The sequence below is a fragment of the Mesorhizobium sp. WSM4816 genome, assembly GCF_055811535.1.
This window is the reverse complement of the sequence record NZ_JBVVQR010000038.1, coordinates 29205-47411: the sequence shown is the minus strand read 5'-3', so window position 1 is coordinate 47411 and position 18207 is coordinate 29205. Positions and strand designations below refer to the sequence as shown.

Genomic DNA, 18207 nt, shown 5'->3' with positions numbered 1-18207 from the left:
GTCGATCTGACAGCAGCGACTAGCCTTGGGCGCGACAGAATCACCCCGGGCGCAAACCACCGGATCCCAACATGAGCATTTTCAGCCGAATCTCGATAGGCGGACTGACGGTGGCCGCCACCGCTTTTGCGGCTTTTAGCATCGCCGCCGCTCAGACGCTGGAGGCGCCAGTGGACCCGGGGGCGCCGACGGAATTTGAGGCGCCAATGGAGCCGGAGGCGCAAGTGGAACCGGAGGCGCCAGTGGACCCGGCTGCACCGCCATTGGACCCGGATGCGACAGTGGAACCGGATGCGACAGTGGCGCCGGCGGCACCGGCCGCACCACAACGCATCACCAATCCTGTCGCCGAATTCGCCGGCATCGACAAGATCACCGGCCGCATCATCACCTTCGATGTCTATATCGACGAAACGGTGCAGTTCGGCGCTTTGCAGGTGACGCCGCGCATCTGCTATTCGCAGCCGCAAACCGAAGAGCCGAAGACCGATTCTTTCGTCGAGGTCGACGAGATCACGCTGGATCGCAAGATCCGCCGTATCTTCACCGGCTGGATGTTTGCCGAAAGCCCCGGCCTCAACGCCGTCGAGCACGCCGTCTACGACGTCTGGCTGAAGGGCTGCAAGCAGAAGTCGGTAGTGCCGGCACCCGACGCGGCCAAAACCAATTAGCCAAGACCAGTTATAATGCCTGGCGTGCGGGATCGCCTGTTCGGGATCCCTACTGAGCCTTCCGGAACCGCCTTTTTCTCCGTGCGTTGGTCATGGCTGGCGTTACGGAGATGTTCCCATGATGGCCAACAAGAACGAACTCCTCGATCTCGAAAAAGGGTTCTGGACCGGCGACGCAGCCTATTTCAAAGCCAATGCCGACACCAAATGCCTGGTGGCTTTCCCACAGATGGCGCAAACGATGAGCAACGCCGATCTGGCCGAAACCGCGACGGGCCTAAATCGCTGGCGCGATCTCGACATCGACCTCAAGGGCATCATCGAGCCGGGCAGCGACATTGTCATGCTGACTTATGAGGCCCATGCCACGCGCGAGAATGGCGAGCCTTATGCGGCGCTGGTCAGCACCGGCTATGTCCATCGCGTCAATGGCTGGAAGATGATGTTCCACGCGCAGACGCCGCTTGAGCCTGCCGCAAAAACCTGACCAAAAACCCGACCTTTGGCGCAGATCATGGGAAAAACACCGCCTCGCCCTTCAGCGCGTCGGCCAGCATCTTTTCGTATTTGCCCCTTGGCACGTCGATCGCGCCGAAGCGTTTGAGGTGCTCGGTGGTGAACTGCGTGTCGAGCAAGGCGAAGTGTCGATCCTTCAGGCGTTCGACCAGGTGCACCAGGCAGACCTTCGACGCGTCCGTTTCCCTGGCGAACATGCTTTCGCCGAAGAACACCCGGCCAAGAGACACGCCGTAGAGGCCGCCAACCAGCCGACCCTCGCGCCAGGCTTCGACCGAATGGCAATGGCCCATCCGATGCAGTTCGACATAGGCCTCGCGGATCGGCGCGTTGATCCAGGTCGACCGGCGTTCCTCGCGCCTCTCGGCGCAGCCGTCGATGGTCGCCTCGAAATCAAAATCGAAACGAATATCGAACAGGTTTTTCCGGATCGACTTCCTCAGGCTTTTGGGCGTGTGAAAACCATCCAGCGGGATGATGCCGCGCGTCTCCGGCCGCACCCAGAACACTTCCGGATCGGTGGCGCTTTCGGCCATCGGAAAGACGCCCGAGGCGTAGGCCTTGAGCAACAGGTCGGTCGGGATGCGATAGCCTGGCGCGTAAGGACGGGTCATCGCATCATTATATTCTATAAGTTCAGGTCCTAATCCTCATCGGCCAGATATTTTTCCAGCCAGTGGATGTCATACTCGCCATTGGCGATATCGGCATTGCCGACGAGATCGCGAAACAGCGGCAGCGTCGTCTTGATGCCGTCGACGACGAATTCGTCGAGCGCCCGCCGCAGCCGCATCATGCATTCGACGCGATTGCGGCCGTGCACGATCAGCTTGCCGATCAAACTGTCGTAGTAAGGCGGGATCTTGTAGCCGGAATAGACGCCGGAATCGACACGGATGCCGAGGCCACCCGGCGTGTGGAAGTGGGTGATCGTGCCGGGCGAGGGGGTGAAGGTGCGCGGATCCTCGGCATTGATGCGGCATTCGATGGCGTGGCCCTGAAAGCGGATCTCTTCCTGGCGCATGGAAAGCCCGCCGCCCGAGGCGACGCGGATCTGCTCGTGCACGAGGTCGATGCCAGTGATTGCCTCCGTCACCGGATGCTCGACCTGCAGGCGCGTGTTCATCTCGATGAAGTAGAACTCGCCGTTCTCATAGAGGAATTCGATGGTGCCGGCGCCGGAGTAGCCGAGATCGGCGATCGCCCTGGCACAGACGCCGCCGATATGCGCGCGCTCCTCGGCATTGAGCGCCGGCGAGGGAGCCTCTTCCCAGACTTTCTGGTGGCGGCGCTGCAGCGAACAGTCGCGTTCGCCGAAATGCACGCCGCGGCCGGCACCGTCGCCGAACACCTGGACCTCGATGTGGCGCGGCTTTTCGAGATACTTCTCGATGTAGACGGCGTCGTCGCCGAAAGCGGCACCGGCTTCCGAGCGCGCCGTCTGCAGTGCGACCACAAGATCGGCTTCGCTGCGCGCCACCTTCATGCCGCGTCCGCCGCCGCCGGCCGACGCCTTGATGATCACGGGATAGCCGATCTCGGCGGCGATGCGTCTGGCGTCCTTTTCCTCGGTGACCGCCCCGTCGGAGCCGGGCACCACCGGAATGCCGAGGCGCTTTGCGGTGCGCTTGGCCTCGATCTTGTCGCCCATGATGCGGATGTGATCGCCGGACGGGCCGATGAAGGTGATGTTGTGCGCGGCGAGGATATCGGCGAATTTGGCATTCTCCGACAGGAATCCGTAGCCCGGATGCACTGCGTCGGCACCGGTGATCTCGCACGCCGCGACGATCTGGTGGATGTTGAGATAGCTGTCGCGCGACGGCGGCGGGCCGATGCAGACGCTCTCGTCGGCGAGACGCACATGCATGGCGTCGGCGTCGGCGGTGGAATGCACCACCACCGTCTGGATGCCGAGCTCCTTGCAGGCGCGCAGCACCCTCAGAGCGATTTCGCCGCGATTGGCGATGAGGATTTTCTGGAACATTTTTCGGCTGTTCCCGGCTCTACTCGATCACGACGAGCGGCATGCCATATTCGACCGGCTGGGCATCCTCGAACAGGATCGCCGTCACCGTTCCGGCACGCGGCGAGGGGATCTGGTTCATCGTCTTCATCGCCTCGATGATCAGCAGCGTCTGGCCTTCCTTGACCTGTTGGCCGACTTCGATGAACGCCTTGGCGTCGGGCGATGGCGCCAGGTAGGCGGTGCCGACCATGGGCGAGGCCACTGCGTTCTTGGACACGTCGGCCGCTGCCGGGGCGGCTGCGCCAGCCGGCTGCGCTGCCGGCGGCGCATAGGCGGGCTGCGTTGCGGCGACCGCATGGACGGCCGGCGCCTGTCGCGACACACGCACCTTCAAGTCGCCCAGCTCGACCTCGATCTCGGTGAGGTTGGTGTCGTTCAGTATGCCCGCCAGATCGCGGATAAGCTGCTGGTCAACACCATTCTTTTTTATCGACATTTTCGAGCCTTCTGTTTGTTGGCCGGTCATAGGCGTGCGGCCAGCGCCTGCAGCGCCAGTGTGTAGCCGAGCGGCCCGAACCCGCAGATCACGCCGACGGCGACCGGCGAGACCATGGAGACGTGGCGGAATGATTCCCGCGCATGGATGTTGGAAAGATGAACTTCGGCGACGGGCAATGGCGCGACGGAGCGGATGGCGTCGTGAATGGCGATCGAGGTGTGGCTGTAGGCGCCCGGATTGATGACGATGCCGACAGCCTTGTCGGCGGCTTCCTGTATCCAGTCGACGAGGTCGCCCTCATGGTTCGACTGACGGAAATCGATCTCGAGCCCAAGTGCCGCACCTGCCTGCTTGCAATCGTCGGCGATCGCGGCCAGCGTCTTGCCGCCATAGATGCCCGGCTCGCGCTTGCCGAGCGCGTTGAGGTTGGGACCGTTCAGGACGAAAACCGTTTTCAAAATGCCGACCTTTTCCCGGTGTGGTTTCGAATCCGAAATTCGCAATACCTTGGAGCAGCGCTTTGAACGAATTTCGGCTTCAAAGCCACACTGGCAATTTATACATTTCTGATGTGGTGGATTTAAAGTTCCTGAACGCTCAAGCCGCCAAAGCAGCAGGAACTTCAAATCCACCACATCAGCGCCGGCATCAGTCGGCGCACCGGGCCTCTATAATGGGCTTAGACGCCTGCGAAAAGAGCGCAAGTGGGTTCTTTCGCTGTCCACAACAGGCGGAAAATGGCTTGCGCAGAAAGCCAGCCGCCGATCAGAGTGCGGCCTTGGCCGCTTCGATCTTCTTCGCCAGCACGTCCTGGCCGAGCGCACCGAACACCACCTCGTTGCCGACCACATAGGAGGGCGTTCCGGTGATGGCCAGCTTGTTGGCAAGATCATAGGTCTTGGAGAGGGCCTCGGCGATCGACGGATCCTTCATCTTCTCGCGCAGCGTCGCTTCGTCGGCGCCGAGCGAAAGCGCTACCTTGATGGCCGCCGCTTCGGTGGCGCGTCCCTGGGCGCCGAGCAACGCGTTGTGGAACTCGCCGTATTTCTCCGGCATCATCAGGTGGAAGGCCATCGAGACGACGCTTGCCTTCTGCGAATCCGGGCCGAGGATCGGGAACTCCTTGAGCACGAAGCGCAGATCCGGATCGGCTGTCGTCAGCGTCTGCATGTCCTCCATGGCGCGTTTGCAGTAGCCGCAATTGTAGTCGTAGAATTCGACGATGGTGACCTTGCCGTTCGGATTGCCGACGACGCCGTCGAAGGCCGAGTTGAAGATCTGGTCCTTGGCATCCTTGATGACGTCGAGACTGGCGACGCGCTGCGCCTCCTTCTGCTTGGCCTCGAGCGCCTCCTGAGCTTCCAGCAGCACTTCCGGGTTCTTCAGCAGATAGTCGCGGATGATGCCTTCGACTTCAGCCCGGTCGATCTTGGTGTCGGGGGAGGCTGCCTGGGCGATCTGCGCGGCATCGGCCTTTGCCGTCTGCGGACTTCCGGTCACGAACCCGAAACCCAGCATGGCGAGAGCGACCGCCACGCCCGTGGTGCCCAGCAGAATTGCCTTCTTCATCATCCTGATCCTCTTGCCTGGTTTCCGGCCGGGTTGTCCGATCCGATTGGCCCGACTACCCGATTGGTTCGACTACCCGATTGGTCCAACTACTTGTCGCCGCGCACGGCCGGAAGGTTCACTTTTTCTTGCCTGATGGTGCGTAGTTTATGATGTCCTGCGCGCGGATCCAGCCCGGCTCGCCACGCTTCATTTTCATCTGCGCGCGCATTGCGAAGATCTTGGCATCCTTGTAGGCGCCAGAATAGAAATGGCCTTCGGCGGTCGCAAGGTCGGCGGCCGGAATGTTGCCAAGCTCGCCATAGGCCTGCGCAAGATGGCGGTAACCGACGGCGTTTTCTCGGTCGCGCGCGAGACCCTTGTTGATCTGCACCACCGCTTTCTCCAGGGAATCGGGCGTGCCGACTGCCATCAGCGCCTGGCCGTAGGAAACCGGCAGCAGCCCGGATCGCGCTGGGTCGAGGCTGACCGCCTTGGCATAGGCTTCCGCGGCAGCCTTCGGTTTGTTCGCCTTCATCAGGATGTCGCCGCGCAATTCCTGGAAATAGGGGTTCTTCGGCTGTGCCTTGATCAGCGCGTTGGTCTTGGCAAGCGCCCCGGCCAGATTGCCGAAAAGGAAGCTCGTCTGCGCGTCGCCATATTGCGAGGCGAGGCTTCCCGGCATCTTGCGCATCAGCCGCGATGCGGCGGCCTGACCTCCCATATAGGCAGCGATCTTGATGCGCATCATGTCGTGCCGCTGCTGCAGCGCCGGCGGATCGACCTTTTCGACGTAGGGGCTTTTTTTGACCAGGACTTCGAGGTTGGCAATGCGTTCGCGCGGCAGCGGATGGCTGATCCGGTAGGGGTCGACCTGCGCCCCCGACAGCGAAAGTGCGCTCTGAAAGCGGCCGAAGGTCTTCAGCATGCCCAGGCCGGACTGGCCGGTGGCATTGAGATAGGTTATCGCCGAGCGGTCGGCGGTCATCTCTTCGGTGCGCTGATAAGCGAGGATGCTGCGCTGCGCCATCTCGCCGCCGCCAGCTGCAACCCCCATGCCGGCGCCGGCCAGGCCCCGGCTTTTGCTGGTGGCGCCGGCAACCATGGCACCGGCGCCAAGCAGCGTCGCGATGATGGCCATCGTCTTGGCGCGTTCGAGCTGGTTGCGCAATTTATGCTGGTGGCCACCGGCGATATGGCCGGCTTCATGGGCGATGACGCCGATGATCTCGTTGGGCGTCTCCGACGACATCAGGGCGCCGGTGTTGATGAACAGGCGGGACCCGGCAACGAAGGCGTTGAAACTCTGGTCGTTGACCAGCACGATGTCGACGCCGTCTTCCGGCAGGCCCGCGGCCCTGAAGATCGGCCGCGCATAGGCGCGCACCAGCGCCTCGATCTCGGCATCGCGCACCACCGGCACATTTTGCGCAAAAGCGCTGACCGTGCCGGTCACAGCGACCGTCGCGGCAAGCGAAAGCGTCGCGAAGGCGCGCGCTGCCCTGGCTATCGTCGATTTGGGTCGGCTCAACATGGCAGGTCCACTGGTAGACGAGCGGGTGAAGGATGAAAAGTCGGCACTGAAACTTTACTGAACTTGTGAACCTCACATCAATCGGGCATTTGTGCGGCGCGGGACGCCAAAGCGCGGCGCCGGCAGCCGGCAAGCGCCGGCCCATGGGCGATCTCAAAGGGCTGACCCAATGGGCGGACCCAAGGGCGAACAAGGAAATGAGGTCAAATGGTTGTATCGCTTTCGCGTCGCGGCGACGTCGAGCCGTTCCACGCCATGGACGTTCTGGCGGAAGCGAATCGGCTGAAGGCCAAGGGCGTGCCGGTCGTTTCCATGGCCGTTGGCCAGCCGTCCGATCCGGCGCCGGCCGGAGTCAGGCAAGCGGCAACGCAGGCATTGAAGATGGGGCGCATCGGCTACACCGACGCATTGGGTCTTGCGGGCCTGCGCGAGGCTATCGCGCAGCACTATGCCGACCACTACGGGCTGGCCGTTTCACCCGGTCGGATCGCCGTCACCACCGGATCGTCGGCCGCCTTCAACCTGGCATTTCTGGCGATGTTCGATCCAGGCGACCGTGTCGCCATCGCCGCACCCGGTTATCCGGCCTATCGCAATATCATGGCCGCGCTCGGCATCGAGATCGTCGAGATCGAGCTCGACGGTGATGCCTATCTCCACGCCGAGCATCTGAAGGCTGCGCATCGCGAAAAGACGCTGAAGGGCGTGTTGTTTGCCAGCCCGGCCAATCCGACCGGGGCGATTATCCCCGCCGACGAGTTGTCGGCGCTGGTGACGACGGCACAAGAGCTCAGCATCGCCGTGATCTCCGACGAGATCTACCATCGGCTGGCTTACGCTGCGCCGGACAGCACAGCACTTGCCTGCGGCCCTGACGTGACGGTGATCAATTCCTTCTCGAAATACTATTGCATGACCGGCTGGCGCATCGGCTGGATGGTGCTGCCGGAACCCTTGGTGCGGCCGGTCGAGCGCATCGCCCAGAGTCTCTACATCTCACCGCCCGAACTGTCCCAGATCGCCGCGATCGAGGCGTTCAAGGCAACCGCGGAATTGGAGGCGGTGAAGGCGCGCTACGCAGGCAATCGCGAGCTTTTGATGAAACGCCTGCCGGAACTCGGCTTTACCCTGGCGGCACCGATGGACGGGGCGTTCTACGCCTTCTGCGATGTCACCAGGCACACCAACGACAGCATGGCCTTCGCGCGCAAGATGCTGGCCGAGGCGCATGTGGCGGCGACGCCCGGTCGCGACTTCGATCCGCTTCAAGGTCATCGAGCCATGCGCTTTTCCTATGCCGGCAGCCACGACGAGATGGTCGAGGCGATGATGCGCATCGAACGCTGGCTGAGATAGCGCGATGCCGGACCTCGAGCAGGCTTTGACCGAGATTGCCGCCGAAATGGCCGAGCGCACCGATCGCGGCGACGTCGCGACCTACATTCCGCAGCTCGGCAATGTCGATCCGAAAAAGTTCGGCATTGCCGCGGTGACCAATGACGGTCGCGTGCTGATGGCGGGCGACGCCGATGAGCCGTTTTCGATCCAGAGCATTTCGAAGGTGTTCACGCTGACACTGGCGCTTGGCAATGTCGGCGACGCGTTGTGGCAGCGTGTCGGGCGCGAGCCTTCGGGCAACCCGTTCAACTCGATCGTCCAGCTCGAGCACGAGAACGGCATTCCGCGCAATCCGTTCATCAATGCCGGCGCCATCGTCATTTCCGACATTCTGCTCGCCGGCCACCAGCCGCGCGAGGCGATCGGCGAGATCCTGCGCTTCATCCAGTTCCTGGCCGACGACGAGACCATCATCATCGACCGCGAGGTCGCGGCTTCGGAACGAGCCACCGGTTTTCGCAACTTGGCGCTCGCCAACTACATGAAATCCTTCGGCAATCTCAGCCACGCGCCGGATCTGGCGCTGGGCGTCTATTTCCACCATTGCGCCATCGCGATGAGCTGCCGGCAACTGGCTCTGGCCGGCCGCTTCCTCGCCAATGGCGGCAAGAACCCGGCGACTGGCCATTCCGTGGTGTCGGCCGAGCGCGCGCGCCGCATCGGCGCGATGATGCTGACCTGCGGCCACTATGACGGCTCCGGCGATTTCGCCTTCCGCGTCGGCATCCCGGGCAAGAGCGGCGTCGGCGGCGGCATTTTAGCAATCGTGCCGGGCGTGGCCTCGCTCGCCGTCTGGTCGCCCGGCCTCAACGCCAACGGCAATTCCAGGCTGGGGTCGATTGCGCTGGAAAGGCTGGCGAAGATGATGAAGTGGTCGGTTTTCGCGCCATAGAGATTTGCCCGCTTCAGACAAGAAAAATCCCGCGCTGTCGACAGGACAGCGCGGGATTTTTTTGTTCAAAAGATCAGGCTAAACCACCGAAAAGCTTAGAAAAAGCCTTTCCGCTGCCACCAGCCAGCACGCTTCGGCTTCTCCTCGGTCTTTTCCTCTTCGGCAACAGTCGAGGACACGATCGGCTCAACCGGAGCATCGACCGGTACGGGCTTGCGTCGCGATGGGCGGACCTTCGGTTTCTCGTCGACGGCGGCCACGGCTGTTTCCTCCGAAACAGCTGCGGGAGCCTCGGCAGAAATTTCCGGCTCGGCTACCGGCGTCTCGGCAACGACGTCCGCCGCGGCCTTCTTCGGCTTGGCGGCGCGGCGCGGCTTCTTCGGCTTTTCGGCGCTTGGCATGTCGTCATTGGCCGGAGCAAGGTCGACAGGCTCTTCGACCGGCGTTGCTTCGACCGGCGTTGCTGCTGCCGGTTCGCCGGAGACGGCCTCCAAGACCTCGGGACGGTCAGCCGACTCGGCAGTGCCTGCATCGACCTCGCCTTCGCCGTCTTCACGGCGATTGCGCTTGCCGCCGCGCTTGCCGCGCCGACGCTTCTTGCCCAGACCTTCATCAGGCTCCCGACCTTCGTCAGGCTCTTGACCTTCATCAGGCCGTTGGACGTCATCCGACGCTTCCACCGCCTCGGTGACGCCGACCTGGTCCTCGTGGTCTGCTTCGGCGCCTTCATCGCTTGCGGCCTCGGAGACGCCATCGGCAGTGGCCGAGATGGACGCACCTTCCACGGGGGCGCCATGCTCGCGGTCGCGATCCTTGCCGCCGCGCCGTCTGCGGCGCTTGCGGCGCTTGCGGTCGCGGCCTTCGCCATCCTCGCTGGGCCTTGGCTGCTGCGGCTGCTGCGCCTGGCGCGGTTGTTCCGCCGGTGCAACGACCTCGTCTTCCTCCTCCTCGATGACGATTTCGTCGGCGGGCTCTTCCGGCTCGACATAGGCGGGCAAGGTCCGCACCTCGACGAAGCCTTCAGGCTTTTCGGCCTGCGCGCCGCGGAAGATCGCATAGTGCTGGGTGCCGACCGTATCGTCGGCCTCGACGGTGATGGTCAGGCCGAAGCGGTTCTCGAGCTCCACCAGCGTGCCGCGCTTGTGGTTGAGCACATAGAGCGCGGTCGCCGCCGGCGTCCGCACCGTGATGTGGCTGCGCGAATCCTTGAGCAGGAATTCCTCGATCGCCCGCACCACCATCAGCGCGACGGACGAATCGGACCGCACATGGCCGGTGCCGCCGCAATGCGGGCAAGGCTTCATCGTCGATTCCAGCACGCTGGCGCGGATGCGCTGGCGCGACATCTCCATCAGGCCGAAATGCGAGATGCGGCCGACCTGGATGCGGGCGCGATCGTTCTTGAGGTGATCCTTCAGCCGCTTCTCGACGGAGCGGTTGTTGCGGTTCTCCTCCATGTCGATGAAGTCGATGACGATCAGGCCGGCGAGATCGCGCAGCCTCAGCTGCCGTGCGACCTCCTCGGCCGCTTCCAGATTGGTGTGAAGCGCTGTGTCCTCGATCGAGTGCTCCTTGGTGGAGCGGCCCGAATTGACGTCGATGGCGACCAGCGCTTCGGTCTGGTTGATGATGATGTAGCCGCCGCTCTTCAGCGTCACCTGCGGCTGCAGCATGCGGTCGAGCTGCGCCTCGATGCCGTTGCGCACGAAGATCGGCGTCGTGTCGCGGAACGGCTGCACGACCTTGGCGTGGCTGGGCATCAGCATGCGCATGAAATCCTTGGCCTCGCGATAACCCTCTTCGCCGGAGACCAGGATCTCGTCGATGTCCTTGTTATAGAGGTCGCGCACCGAGCGCTTGATCAGGCTGCCTTCCTCGTAGACGAGGGCAGGGGCCGTCGACTGCAGCGTCAGGTTGCGGACGTTTTCCCAAAGCCGCATCAGATATTCGTAGTCGCGCTTGATCTCGGCCTTGGTGCGGCTTTCGCCGGCCGTGCGCAGGATGACGCCCATGCCCTGCGGCACTTCGAGATCGGCGACGACCTCCTTCAGCCGCTTGCGGTCCTGTGCGTTGGTGATCTTGCGCGAGATGCCGCCGCCGCGCGCCGTGTTCGGCATCAGCACCGAATAGCGGCCGGCAAGCGACAGGTAGGTGGTGAGCGCCGCGCCCTTGTTGCCGCGCTCTTCCTTGACGACCTGCACCAGAAGGATCTGCCGGCGCTTGATCACTTCCTGGATCTTGTACTGGCGGCGCACCGGCTTGCGGCGGTTGCGCGCTTCTTCCAGCGCATCCTCGGCGCCGACCGATTCGACCTCATGGTCATCCGGATGCGATGACTGCACCTCTTCCAGCATGCCGCGATCATTGTCGGTGGAGGTGGCTTCGCCGGCCGCATCAGCCTGCGGCACGGCTTCGGAAATCACATCCGATTCGATGCTGGCGGCGATGGAATTCGGACCGCCTTTGGAAGGCCCAGTTTCGTCACCGCCAGTTTCGTCACGGCCATGGCCAGTCTCGTCACGGCTCGTCTCATCAGGACTTGCCTCGCTATGACTGGCGACATCCTCGCCATGTTCCGAAGCAGCGGACGGCGTGTCGACTTTTTCTGAGGCATCGACGTTCTGCGCGACCGCATCCTCGCCGTGTTCGCCGCCCTCAGTGGAACGGCTGTCATTGGACTCATTGGAGACACTGTCGTTGGACCCGCTGTCGCTGGACCCGCTGTCGCTGGAATCGACGGAATCGTCCGAATCGGCCGCACCTGCATCACGCTTGTGCTCGCCTCGGTCGCGGCTCTTGCCGCCGCGGCGGCGTCCGCGCCGGCCGCGATCGCGGTTCTGGCGATCGTCGCCATCGCCGTCCTCATCGTCCTCGTCTTCAGCCTCCTGCGCTTCCGCGCGCAGCAGCGCCTGACGGTCGGCCACCGGAATCTGGTAGTAGTCGGGATGAATTTCACTGAAGGCGAGAAAACCGTGACGGTTGCCGCCATATTCGACAAAGGCTGCCTGAAGCGAGGGTTCGACGCGGGTTACGCGGGCGAGGTAGATATTTCCTTTGAGCTGCTTCTTGTCCTGGGATTCAAAGTCGAATTCTTCAATACGGTTACCGCGAACGACGACAACTCGTGTTTCCTCCGGGTGGGAGGCGTCTATCAGCATTTTGTTGGGCATTATTTCGTTTCCCCCCGGCAGCCGTCAGCCGCAGCTTGCGAGGCAAAGCCCGCCGCTGTGAGTGTGGATGAACATGGGTGCCGGGCAATTGAATGTCCGCCGGCCGCTGCCTGAGCGCCATGGCGGTGCCGCCCGCAGCCATAATGGCGCGGTTTGCTGCGGACCTTTCCATGATTGCGCTTGAAGCCATCGTAACCAGCAGAACCTTTTTGAACCAAAGCCCGGGAAAACCGGACCAGCTTGTTTGCTCGTACAGAGCCGGCGCGGGACAACCCCGGCCGTTTTCCTCACGCAGGCGCTTCCCCCGCCACGGGCTTACACCTGCGAAATTCGTCGCGATCACCTGTTGCCTTTTCGCCTGACGCGAAAGGAGCCGTCGTTCATCTCACCTGTAGCAGGAAGCTGCGGAGAAGGACGGTTCCAGGATTGCAGTGATCCACCATCGCTTTTATGATTTGGCGGGTTGGAAGGCAACCCCGATTTCCGATGCCGGCAAAATGCAGTTCCGCAACGGAAGCACGGCTTTAAGCGTTGCGTGAAAAGGCTTGGTTAACCTTCTCTGGTTACCAACCGTTAATCGAGTTCGCGGCCTGACCGGCGTTTCGACAAGACGACGACACTCCGACAAGCAAGATTGGCCGACAACAGGATCGGGCGCCTCACGCCAAACCGGAGCGACTGGAAGAGATGGGACTGGCAGTCTTCACCCACATGAGTGGTCGCGCCGGAGGCATTTTTTTCTACGCCGCCCGCTTCCACGCCGCTTGCCTGCTGTTGCTGGTTGTCGCTTGCCTGGCTCTTTCGCCAGTCTCCTTTGCCGCCGACGCGCCGCTGGCAGTGACGAGCTACAAAATGGCGGGTGACGCCACCAAGATGCGCATCGTCATGAATTTCGATCGTGAGCCCGACGTCAAATGGTTCCTGCTGCGCGGCCCCCACCGTCTGGTCGTCGACCTGCCAAGCACGAGATTCGCCATCAATGCCAAGGAGGTGAAGGCGCGCGGCCTGGTCAGGAGCGTGCGCTACGGCGATCTCGGCGAGGGAGTGTCGCGGCTGATTCTCACCGGCAAGGGTCCGTTCGCCGTGGACAGGTTCGACGTGCTCAAGAACGATGACGGCAACGGCTACCGCATCGCCATCGACATGTCGGCGGCGTCCGTGCGGGAGTTCGACGCCGCTCTTGCCAATCAGGCGTTGACCACCGGCTCGACGGTCTCCTCCGACAAGGGCGGCCGGGTCGGCACCGGCCCTGTCTCCAATCCAGGCCATCGCTTCACCGTCGTCATCGATCCAGGCCATGGCGGCATCGACGGCGGCGCCGAGGGCATGAACGGCACCGTCGAGAAGAACGTCACGCTCGCTTTCGCCACCGAATTGCGGGACAAACTCGCCGCAGTCGGCAAATACGACGTGTTCATGACGCGCGAAACGGACCAATTCCTGCGGCTGGACGACCGCGTGCGCATTGCCCGCCAGCACGAGGCCGATCTGCTCATTTCGATCCACGCCGACACCATCAGGGTCAAGGGCCTTCGCGGCGCAACCGTCTACACCGTCTCCGACAAGGCTTCCGATCCCGAAGCTCAGGCGCTCGCCGACCGTGAAAACCTTTCCGACCAATTCGCCGGTATGGAAATCAAGGACGACAACAAGGAAGTAACCGACATCTTGATCGACCTGATTCGCCGCGAGACGCACAGTTTCTCGATGAGTTTTGCCCAAACGCTGGTCGGCCAGCTCTCCACCAGTGTCGGCCTCATCAACAATCCGCAGCGTTCGGCCAGCTTCAAGGTGTTGAAGGCGCCGGATGTTCCCTCCGTGCTGGTCGAACTCGGCTATCTGTCGAATGCCAAGGACGAGGCACAACTGCTCAGCGCCGATTGGCGCAGCAAGGCGGCCCAGAGCATAACCAATGCCATCGCCCTATTCGCTTCAGCCAAGACCGGAGCCGGAACCGGAGGCTGAGATGCCCGCCGCCGCCCATAGTCAGTGGCAGCGTTGCATGACAACAACACTTTGCACTGTATTTCCGCCATTTCGAAGCCGAAATTCCATGCTGCCGCATTTTGCCCACATGGTGGCGACATGGATTTTCGATTACCGGTCGGGATCGTCTCGAAAGCTTGCGCGAAAGGCGGCTTCGTTTAGGCAATTCCCGAACCAAGGACTGGAGCGGGCATGATTCGTCTTATTGGCTATTTCTTCGGCATCGGCACCGCGCTGGCCCTTTTGGTCGCGGCCGGCGTGGCGATCTATATCAGCCATTTGTCGAAGGATTTGCCCGACTACGAGGTCCTGGCCAAGTATGAACCGCCGGTGACGACCCGCATCCATGCGTCCGACGGTGCGCTGATGGCCGAATATGCGCGCGAGCGGCGCCTGTATTTGCCGATCCAGGCGGTGCCGGATCGTGTCAAGGCGGCCTTCCTGTCTGCCGAGGACAAAAACTTCTACAATCACCCCGGCATCGATATGACCGGCCTTGGCCGCGCAGTCATGGTCAATCTGCAGAATGCTGGCTCGGGCAAGCGCCAGGTCGGCGCCTCGACGATCACCCAGCAGGTGGCGAAAAACTTCCTGTTGTCCTCGGACCAGACCTACGAGCGCAAGATCAAGGAGATGATCCTCGCCTTCCGCATCGAGCAGGCCTATTCGAAGGACCGCATCCTCGAGCTCTACCTTAACGAGATTTTCTTCGGGCTTGGCGCCTATGGCGTCGCCGGCGCAGCACTCACCTATTTCGACAAGGCGGTGAATGAACTCACCGTGGCGGAGGCGGCCTATCTGGCGGCTTTGCCGAAGGGCCCCTCCAACTATCACCCCTTCAAATATGCCGACCGCGCCATCGAGCGCCGCAACTGGGTGATCGACCAGATGGTCGGCAACGGCTACGTTACGCAAGAGGAAGGTGCCAAGGCCAAGGCCGAGCCGCTCGGCGTCAAGCCACGCCGCTCCGGCACCTATCTGTTCGCCGGCGAATATTTCACCGAGGAGGTGCGTCGCCAGATCAGTGCGCGCTACGGCGAGAATGCGCTCTACGAGGGCGGCCTGTCCGTCCGTACGACGCTCGATCCCAAGATGCAGCTCATCGCCCGCAAAGCCATGCAGAACGGCCTGATGAAGTTCGATACGCTGCGCGGCTATCGCGGGCCGGGGAAGACCATCGACGTATCCGGCGACTGGGGCGTGCCTTTGAGCGAAGTCAAGGGACTGGACGACGTGCCCGAATGGTCGCTCGCCGTCGTGCTCGACAGCTCGGAGAGCGGCCTGTCGATCGGCCTTCGGCCGACCCGGCAGATCTCGGGCGAACTCGTCAAGGATCGCATCGAAGGCACCGTCAGCCGCGAGGACATGAGTTTCGCCATGCGTCATGTGGTCGGCGGCAAGACCGTCAAGGCCAAATCGCCGGCGGACGTGCTGAAGCCTGGCGACGTCATCTTCGTGCAGAAGAAAGAAGATACGGATGGGGCCTATATCTTGCGCCAGGCCCCCGAAGTGGAGGGCGGCCTGATCGCCATGGATCCGCATACCGGGCGCGTTCTGGCCATGGTCGGCGGATTCTCCTATTCGCTATCCGAATTCAACCGTACCACGCAGGCCATGCGGCAGCCGGGTTCGTCGTTCAAGCCGATCGTCTATGCGGCCGCTCTCGACAATGGCTATACGCCGGCTTCGGTGATCATGGATGGCCCGATCACCATCAAGAGCGGCAACACGACCTGGACGCCGAAAAACTACGATGGAAGGACTGCGGGCCCGGCGACCTTGCGGTCCGGCATCGAGAGGTCGCGCAATCTGATGACTGTGCGCCTGGCCAACGACATGGGCATGAAGCTGGTCGCCGAATATGCCGAGCGCTTCGGCGTCTATGATCGACTGGCGCCGTATCTGCCGATGGCGCTGGGGTCGGGCGAGACGACCGTGATGCGCATGGTATCGGCTTATTCGATCATGGCCAACGGCGGCAAGTCGATCAAGCCGACGCTGATCGACCGGATCCAGGATCGCTACGGCAAGACGGTCTACAGGCAGGACGAACGCGGCTGCGAAAATTGCAATGCGGCCGAATGGCAGAACCAGCCTGAGCCGGAACTGGTCGACAATTCCGAGCAGGTGCTCGATCCGATGACCGCCTATCAGATCACTTCGATGATGGAGGGCGTCGTCGAGCGCGGTACCGGCGCTACCGTTGCCGAACTCGGCCGCCACATCGCCGGCAAGACCGGAACGACAAACGACGAGAAGGATACCTGGTTCATCGGCTATACGCCCAACCTCGTTGTCGGCCTTTATATGGGCTATGATCAGCCCAAAGGTCTTGGCAAGGGCGCGACCGGCGGCGGCCTTGCTGCGCCGATCTTCAAGGATTTCATGCGCGTGGCGCTGGACGGCACGCCCAATGTCGATTTCCAGGTTCCCGAAGGCATGAAACTGATCGCCATCAATCGCAAAACCGGCATGCGGGCCAACCCGGACGACGCCGGCGCCTTTATCGAAGCCTTCAAGCCGGGCACCGGCCCCGCCGACAGCTATTGGGTGATCGGCATGGGCGAGGACGGCTCCAACGCCTCCGGCGGCGCGCTGTCGCCACAGGCCAACCAAGCCATCCAGTCCGGCGGCGGCGGGCTCTACTGACATAGGTCTAAGGTGTTTGGGCCGGTTTTCGAGCCGGCCCATTTCGCTTTACAGGCGGCGGTGCCGTCCCTATGTATCGCGCCAACCCAAGCTCTGCTTAAGCGACAGGGCACCATTTCAGCACAGGACAGAACGGCCAGCCATGCGCGCGGAAACGCAGAATATTGTCGACGAAATCAGGCAGGCGATAACCCTGCTGAGGAGGCATCTTTGACTGGGATCAAGCCATAAAGCGGCTTGAATACCTGAATGTGCGTGCCGAGGATTCGAGCCTCTGGAACGAACCGCTGGAGGCGCAGAAGCTGATGCGTGAGCGCCAGGGCCTCGAGGAAGGCATCGCCGCAGTCAAAGGCCTCACCCAGGCGCTGGAAGACAATATCGGCTTGATCGAGCTCGGCGAGGAGGAGGGCGATGAGGGCGTCGTCGCCGAGGCGGAAGCCGCGATCCGCTCGATGCGCGGCGAAGCAAAGGCCCGCCAGATCGAGACGCTGCTTTCCGGCGAGGCCGACGCCAACGACAGCTATCTCGAAATCCATGCCGGCGCCGGCGGCACCGAAAGCCAGGACTGGGCCTCGATGCTCCTGCGCATGTACACGCGTTGGGCCGAGCGGCGCCACTTCAAGGTCGAGGTGCTGGAGGTGCATGACGGCGAAGAGGCCGGCATCAAATCCGCCACGCTGCTGATCAAAGGCCACAACGCCTATGGTTGGCTGAAGACGGAATCCGGCGTTCACCGTCTGGTGCGTATTTCGCCCTATGACAGCAATGCGCGCCGTCACACCTCCTTCGCCAGCGTCTGGGTCTATCCCGTGATCGACGATACGATCGAGATCGACGTTTCCGAATCGGATGTCCGCATCGACACCTATCGTTCGTCCGGATCGGGCGGCCAGCACGTCAACACCACCGATTCAGCGGTCCGCATCACCCATCTCGCCACCGGCATCGCGGTCGCCTGCCAGGCTGAGCGCTCCCAGCACAAGAACAAGGCGAAGGCCTGGGAGATGCTGCGTTCGCGGCTCTACGAGGAAGAACTGAAGAAGCGCGAGGCGGTGGCCAACGCCACCGAAGCGTCGAAGAGCGATATCGGCTGGGGCCATCAGATCCGATCCTATGTTCTGCAGCCCTATCAGTTGGTGAAGGATCTGCGCACGGGCGTCGAGAGCACAAGCCCGTCGAGCGTGCTGGACGGCGACCTCGACGATTTCATGGAGGCCTCGCTGTCGCAGCGCATCGAGGGCGGCGCCGGCGAAGTGGTGGCCGATATCGACTGAAGCTTCTAAGCCCCAAGCAGCAGGAACATCACGCTAGAGTAACAGGCTCTTCACTGTAATTGAGCGGGTGCTTTATGGCTTTGTTTTTTCATCGAATTTTC

14 protein-coding genes are annotated in these 18207 nt (G+C 62.4%); 7 read left to right on the top strand and 7 right to left on the bottom strand.

Going from position 1 to position 18207, the window contains the following annotated elements:
- Positions 1-71: 71 nt before the first annotated feature.
- Complete coding sequence (locus AC0L3H_RS27760; RefSeq protein ID WP_473587599.1) at positions 72-671, top strand: DUF2155 domain-containing protein; 600 nt, start codon at positions 72-74, stop codon at positions 669-671.
- A gap of 118 nt (positions 672-789) precedes the next feature.
- The gene (locus AC0L3H_RS27755; RefSeq protein ID WP_287234631.1) at positions 790-1158 is read left to right on the top strand and encodes a hypothetical protein; all 369 of its coding nucleotides are present in this window, start codon (positions 790-792) and stop codon (positions 1156-1158) included.
- A 25-nt stretch (positions 1159-1183) separates the two neighbouring features.
- Here the strand turns inward: AC0L3H_RS27755 and aat are convergent, their stop codons facing one another.
- The 6 genes from aat to AC0L3H_RS27725 form a co-directional block, all read right to left on the bottom strand.
- Positions 1184-1801, bottom strand: coding sequence for a leucyl/phenylalanyl-tRNA--protein transferase (aat, locus tag AC0L3H_RS27750; RefSeq protein ID WP_473587598.1), 618 nt, complete (start codon positions 1799-1801; stop codon positions 1184-1186).
- 29 nt (positions 1802-1830) lie between these two features.
- Complete coding sequence (accC, locus tag AC0L3H_RS27745) at positions 1831-3174, bottom strand: acetyl-CoA carboxylase biotin carboxylase subunit (protein ID WP_473587597.1); 1344 nt, start codon at positions 3172-3174, stop codon at positions 1831-1833.
- A 19-nt stretch (positions 3175-3193) separates the two neighbouring features.
- Positions 3194-3652 carry an acetyl-CoA carboxylase biotin carboxyl carrier protein gene (gene accB, locus AC0L3H_RS27740; RefSeq protein WP_473495173.1) on the bottom strand — a complete coding sequence of 153 codons (459 nt, stop codon included), beginning with the start codon at positions 3650-3652 and terminating at the stop codon, positions 3194-3196.
- A 26-nt stretch (positions 3653-3678) separates the two neighbouring features.
- Positions 3679-4113: a type II 3-dehydroquinate dehydratase gene (aroQ, locus tag AC0L3H_RS27735; RefSeq protein WP_031254564.1), complete on the bottom strand. Its 435-nt coding sequence runs from the start codon at positions 4111-4113 to the stop codon at positions 3679-3681.
- 307 nt (positions 4114-4420) lie between these two features.
- Positions 4421-5224 carry a DsbA family protein gene (locus AC0L3H_RS27730; RefSeq protein WP_473587596.1) on the bottom strand — a complete coding sequence of 268 codons (804 nt, stop codon included), beginning with the start codon at positions 5222-5224 and terminating at the stop codon, positions 4421-4423.
- A 118-nt stretch (positions 5225-5342) separates the two neighbouring features.
- Positions 5343-6737: a M48 family metalloprotease gene (locus AC0L3H_RS27725; protein ID WP_473587595.1), complete on the bottom strand. Its 1395-nt coding sequence runs from the start codon at positions 6735-6737 to the stop codon at positions 5343-5345.
- Positions 6738-6944: 207 nt separating this feature from the next.
- Here AC0L3H_RS27725 and AC0L3H_RS27720 point away from each other — a divergent pair, with 207 nt between their 5' ends.
- Together AC0L3H_RS27720 and AC0L3H_RS27715 are read left to right on the top strand one after the other, a co-directional pair.
- Complete coding sequence (locus tag AC0L3H_RS27720; protein ID WP_473587594.1) at positions 6945-8093, top strand: pyridoxal phosphate-dependent aminotransferase; 1149 nt, start codon at positions 6945-6947, stop codon at positions 8091-8093.
- A gap of 4 nt (positions 8094-8097) precedes the next feature.
- Complete coding sequence (locus tag AC0L3H_RS27715) at positions 8098-9027, top strand: glutaminase (RefSeq protein WP_473587593.1); 930 nt, start codon at positions 8098-8100, stop codon at positions 9025-9027.
- Positions 9028-9122: 95 nt separating this feature from the next.
- Here AC0L3H_RS27715 and AC0L3H_RS27710 read toward each other — a convergent pair whose 3' ends face one another.
- A complete protein-coding gene (locus tag AC0L3H_RS27710) occupies positions 9123-12197 on the bottom strand; it encodes an Rne/Rng family ribonuclease (RefSeq protein WP_473587592.1) in 3075 nt (1024 codons plus the stop codon).
- Positions 12198-12884: 687 nt separating this feature from the next.
- Here AC0L3H_RS27710 and AC0L3H_RS27705 point away from each other — a divergent pair.
- The 3 genes from AC0L3H_RS27705 (at position 12885) to prfB (ending at position 18106) form a co-directional block, all read left to right on the top strand.
- The gene (locus AC0L3H_RS27705; RefSeq protein ID WP_473587591.1) at positions 12885-14162 is read left to right on the top strand and encodes an N-acetylmuramoyl-L-alanine amidase; all 1278 of its coding nucleotides are present in this window, start codon (positions 12885-12887) and stop codon (positions 14160-14162) included.
- A gap of 213 nt (positions 14163-14375) precedes the next feature.
- Positions 14376-16832, top strand: coding sequence for a penicillin-binding protein 1A (locus tag AC0L3H_RS27700; protein ID WP_473587590.1), 2457 nt, complete (start codon positions 14376-14378; stop codon positions 16830-16832).
- 142 nt (positions 16833-16974) lie between these two features.
- Positions 16975-18106 (top strand): peptide chain release factor 2 gene (prfB, locus tag AC0L3H_RS27695; protein WP_473587589.1). Its coding sequence is split into 2 segments (ribosomal slippage): positions 16975-17040 and positions 17042-18106, totalling 1131 coding nucleotides; the frame shifts between segments, so codons are not numbered across the junction.
- The last annotated feature ends 101 nt before the right edge of the window (positions 18107-18207 follow it).

Bases quoted from the DNA above. Each gene is read 5' to 3' on its own strand.
- AC0L3H_RS27760 (WP_473587599.1), top strand. From the start codon at position 72: ATGAGCATTTTCAGCCGAATCTCGATAGGCGGACTGACGGTGGCCGCC.
- AC0L3H_RS27755 (WP_287234631.1), top strand. From the start codon at position 790: ATGATGGCCAACAAGAACGAACTCCTCGATCTCGAAAAAGGGTTCTGG.
- aat (WP_473587598.1), bottom strand. From the start codon at position 1,801: ATGACCCGTCCTTACGCGCCAGGCTATCGCATCCCGACCGACCTGTTG.
- accC (WP_473587597.1), bottom strand. From the start codon at position 3,174: ATGTTCCAGAAAATCCTCATCGCCAATCGCGGCGAAATCGCTCTGAGG.
- accB (WP_473495173.1), bottom strand. From the start codon at position 3,652: ATGTCGATAAAAAAGAATGGTGTTGACCAGCAGCTTATCCGCGATCTG.
- AC0L3H_RS27730 (WP_473587596.1), bottom strand. From the start codon at position 5,224: ATGAAGAAGGCAATTCTGCTGGGCACCACGGGCGTGGCGGTCGCTCTC.
- AC0L3H_RS27725 (WP_473587595.1), bottom strand. From the start codon at position 6,737: ATGTTGAGCCGACCCAAATCGACGATAGCCAGGGCAGCGCGCGCCTTC.
- AC0L3H_RS27720 (WP_473587594.1), top strand. From the start codon at position 6,945: ATGGTTGTATCGCTTTCGCGTCGCGGCGACGTCGAGCCGTTCCACGCC.
- AC0L3H_RS27715 (WP_473587593.1), top strand. From the start codon at position 8,098: ATGCCGGACCTCGAGCAGGCTTTGACCGAGATTGCCGCCGAAATGGCC.
- AC0L3H_RS27710 (WP_473587592.1), bottom strand. From the start codon at position 12,197: ATGCCCAACAAAATGCTGATAGACGCCTCCCACCCGGAGGAAACACGA.
- AC0L3H_RS27705 (WP_473587591.1), top strand. From the start codon at position 12,885: ATGGGACTGGCAGTCTTCACCCACATGAGTGGTCGCGCCGGAGGCATT.
- AC0L3H_RS27700 (WP_473587590.1), top strand. From the start codon at position 14,376: ATGATTCGTCTTATTGGCTATTTCTTCGGCATCGGCACCGCGCTGGCC.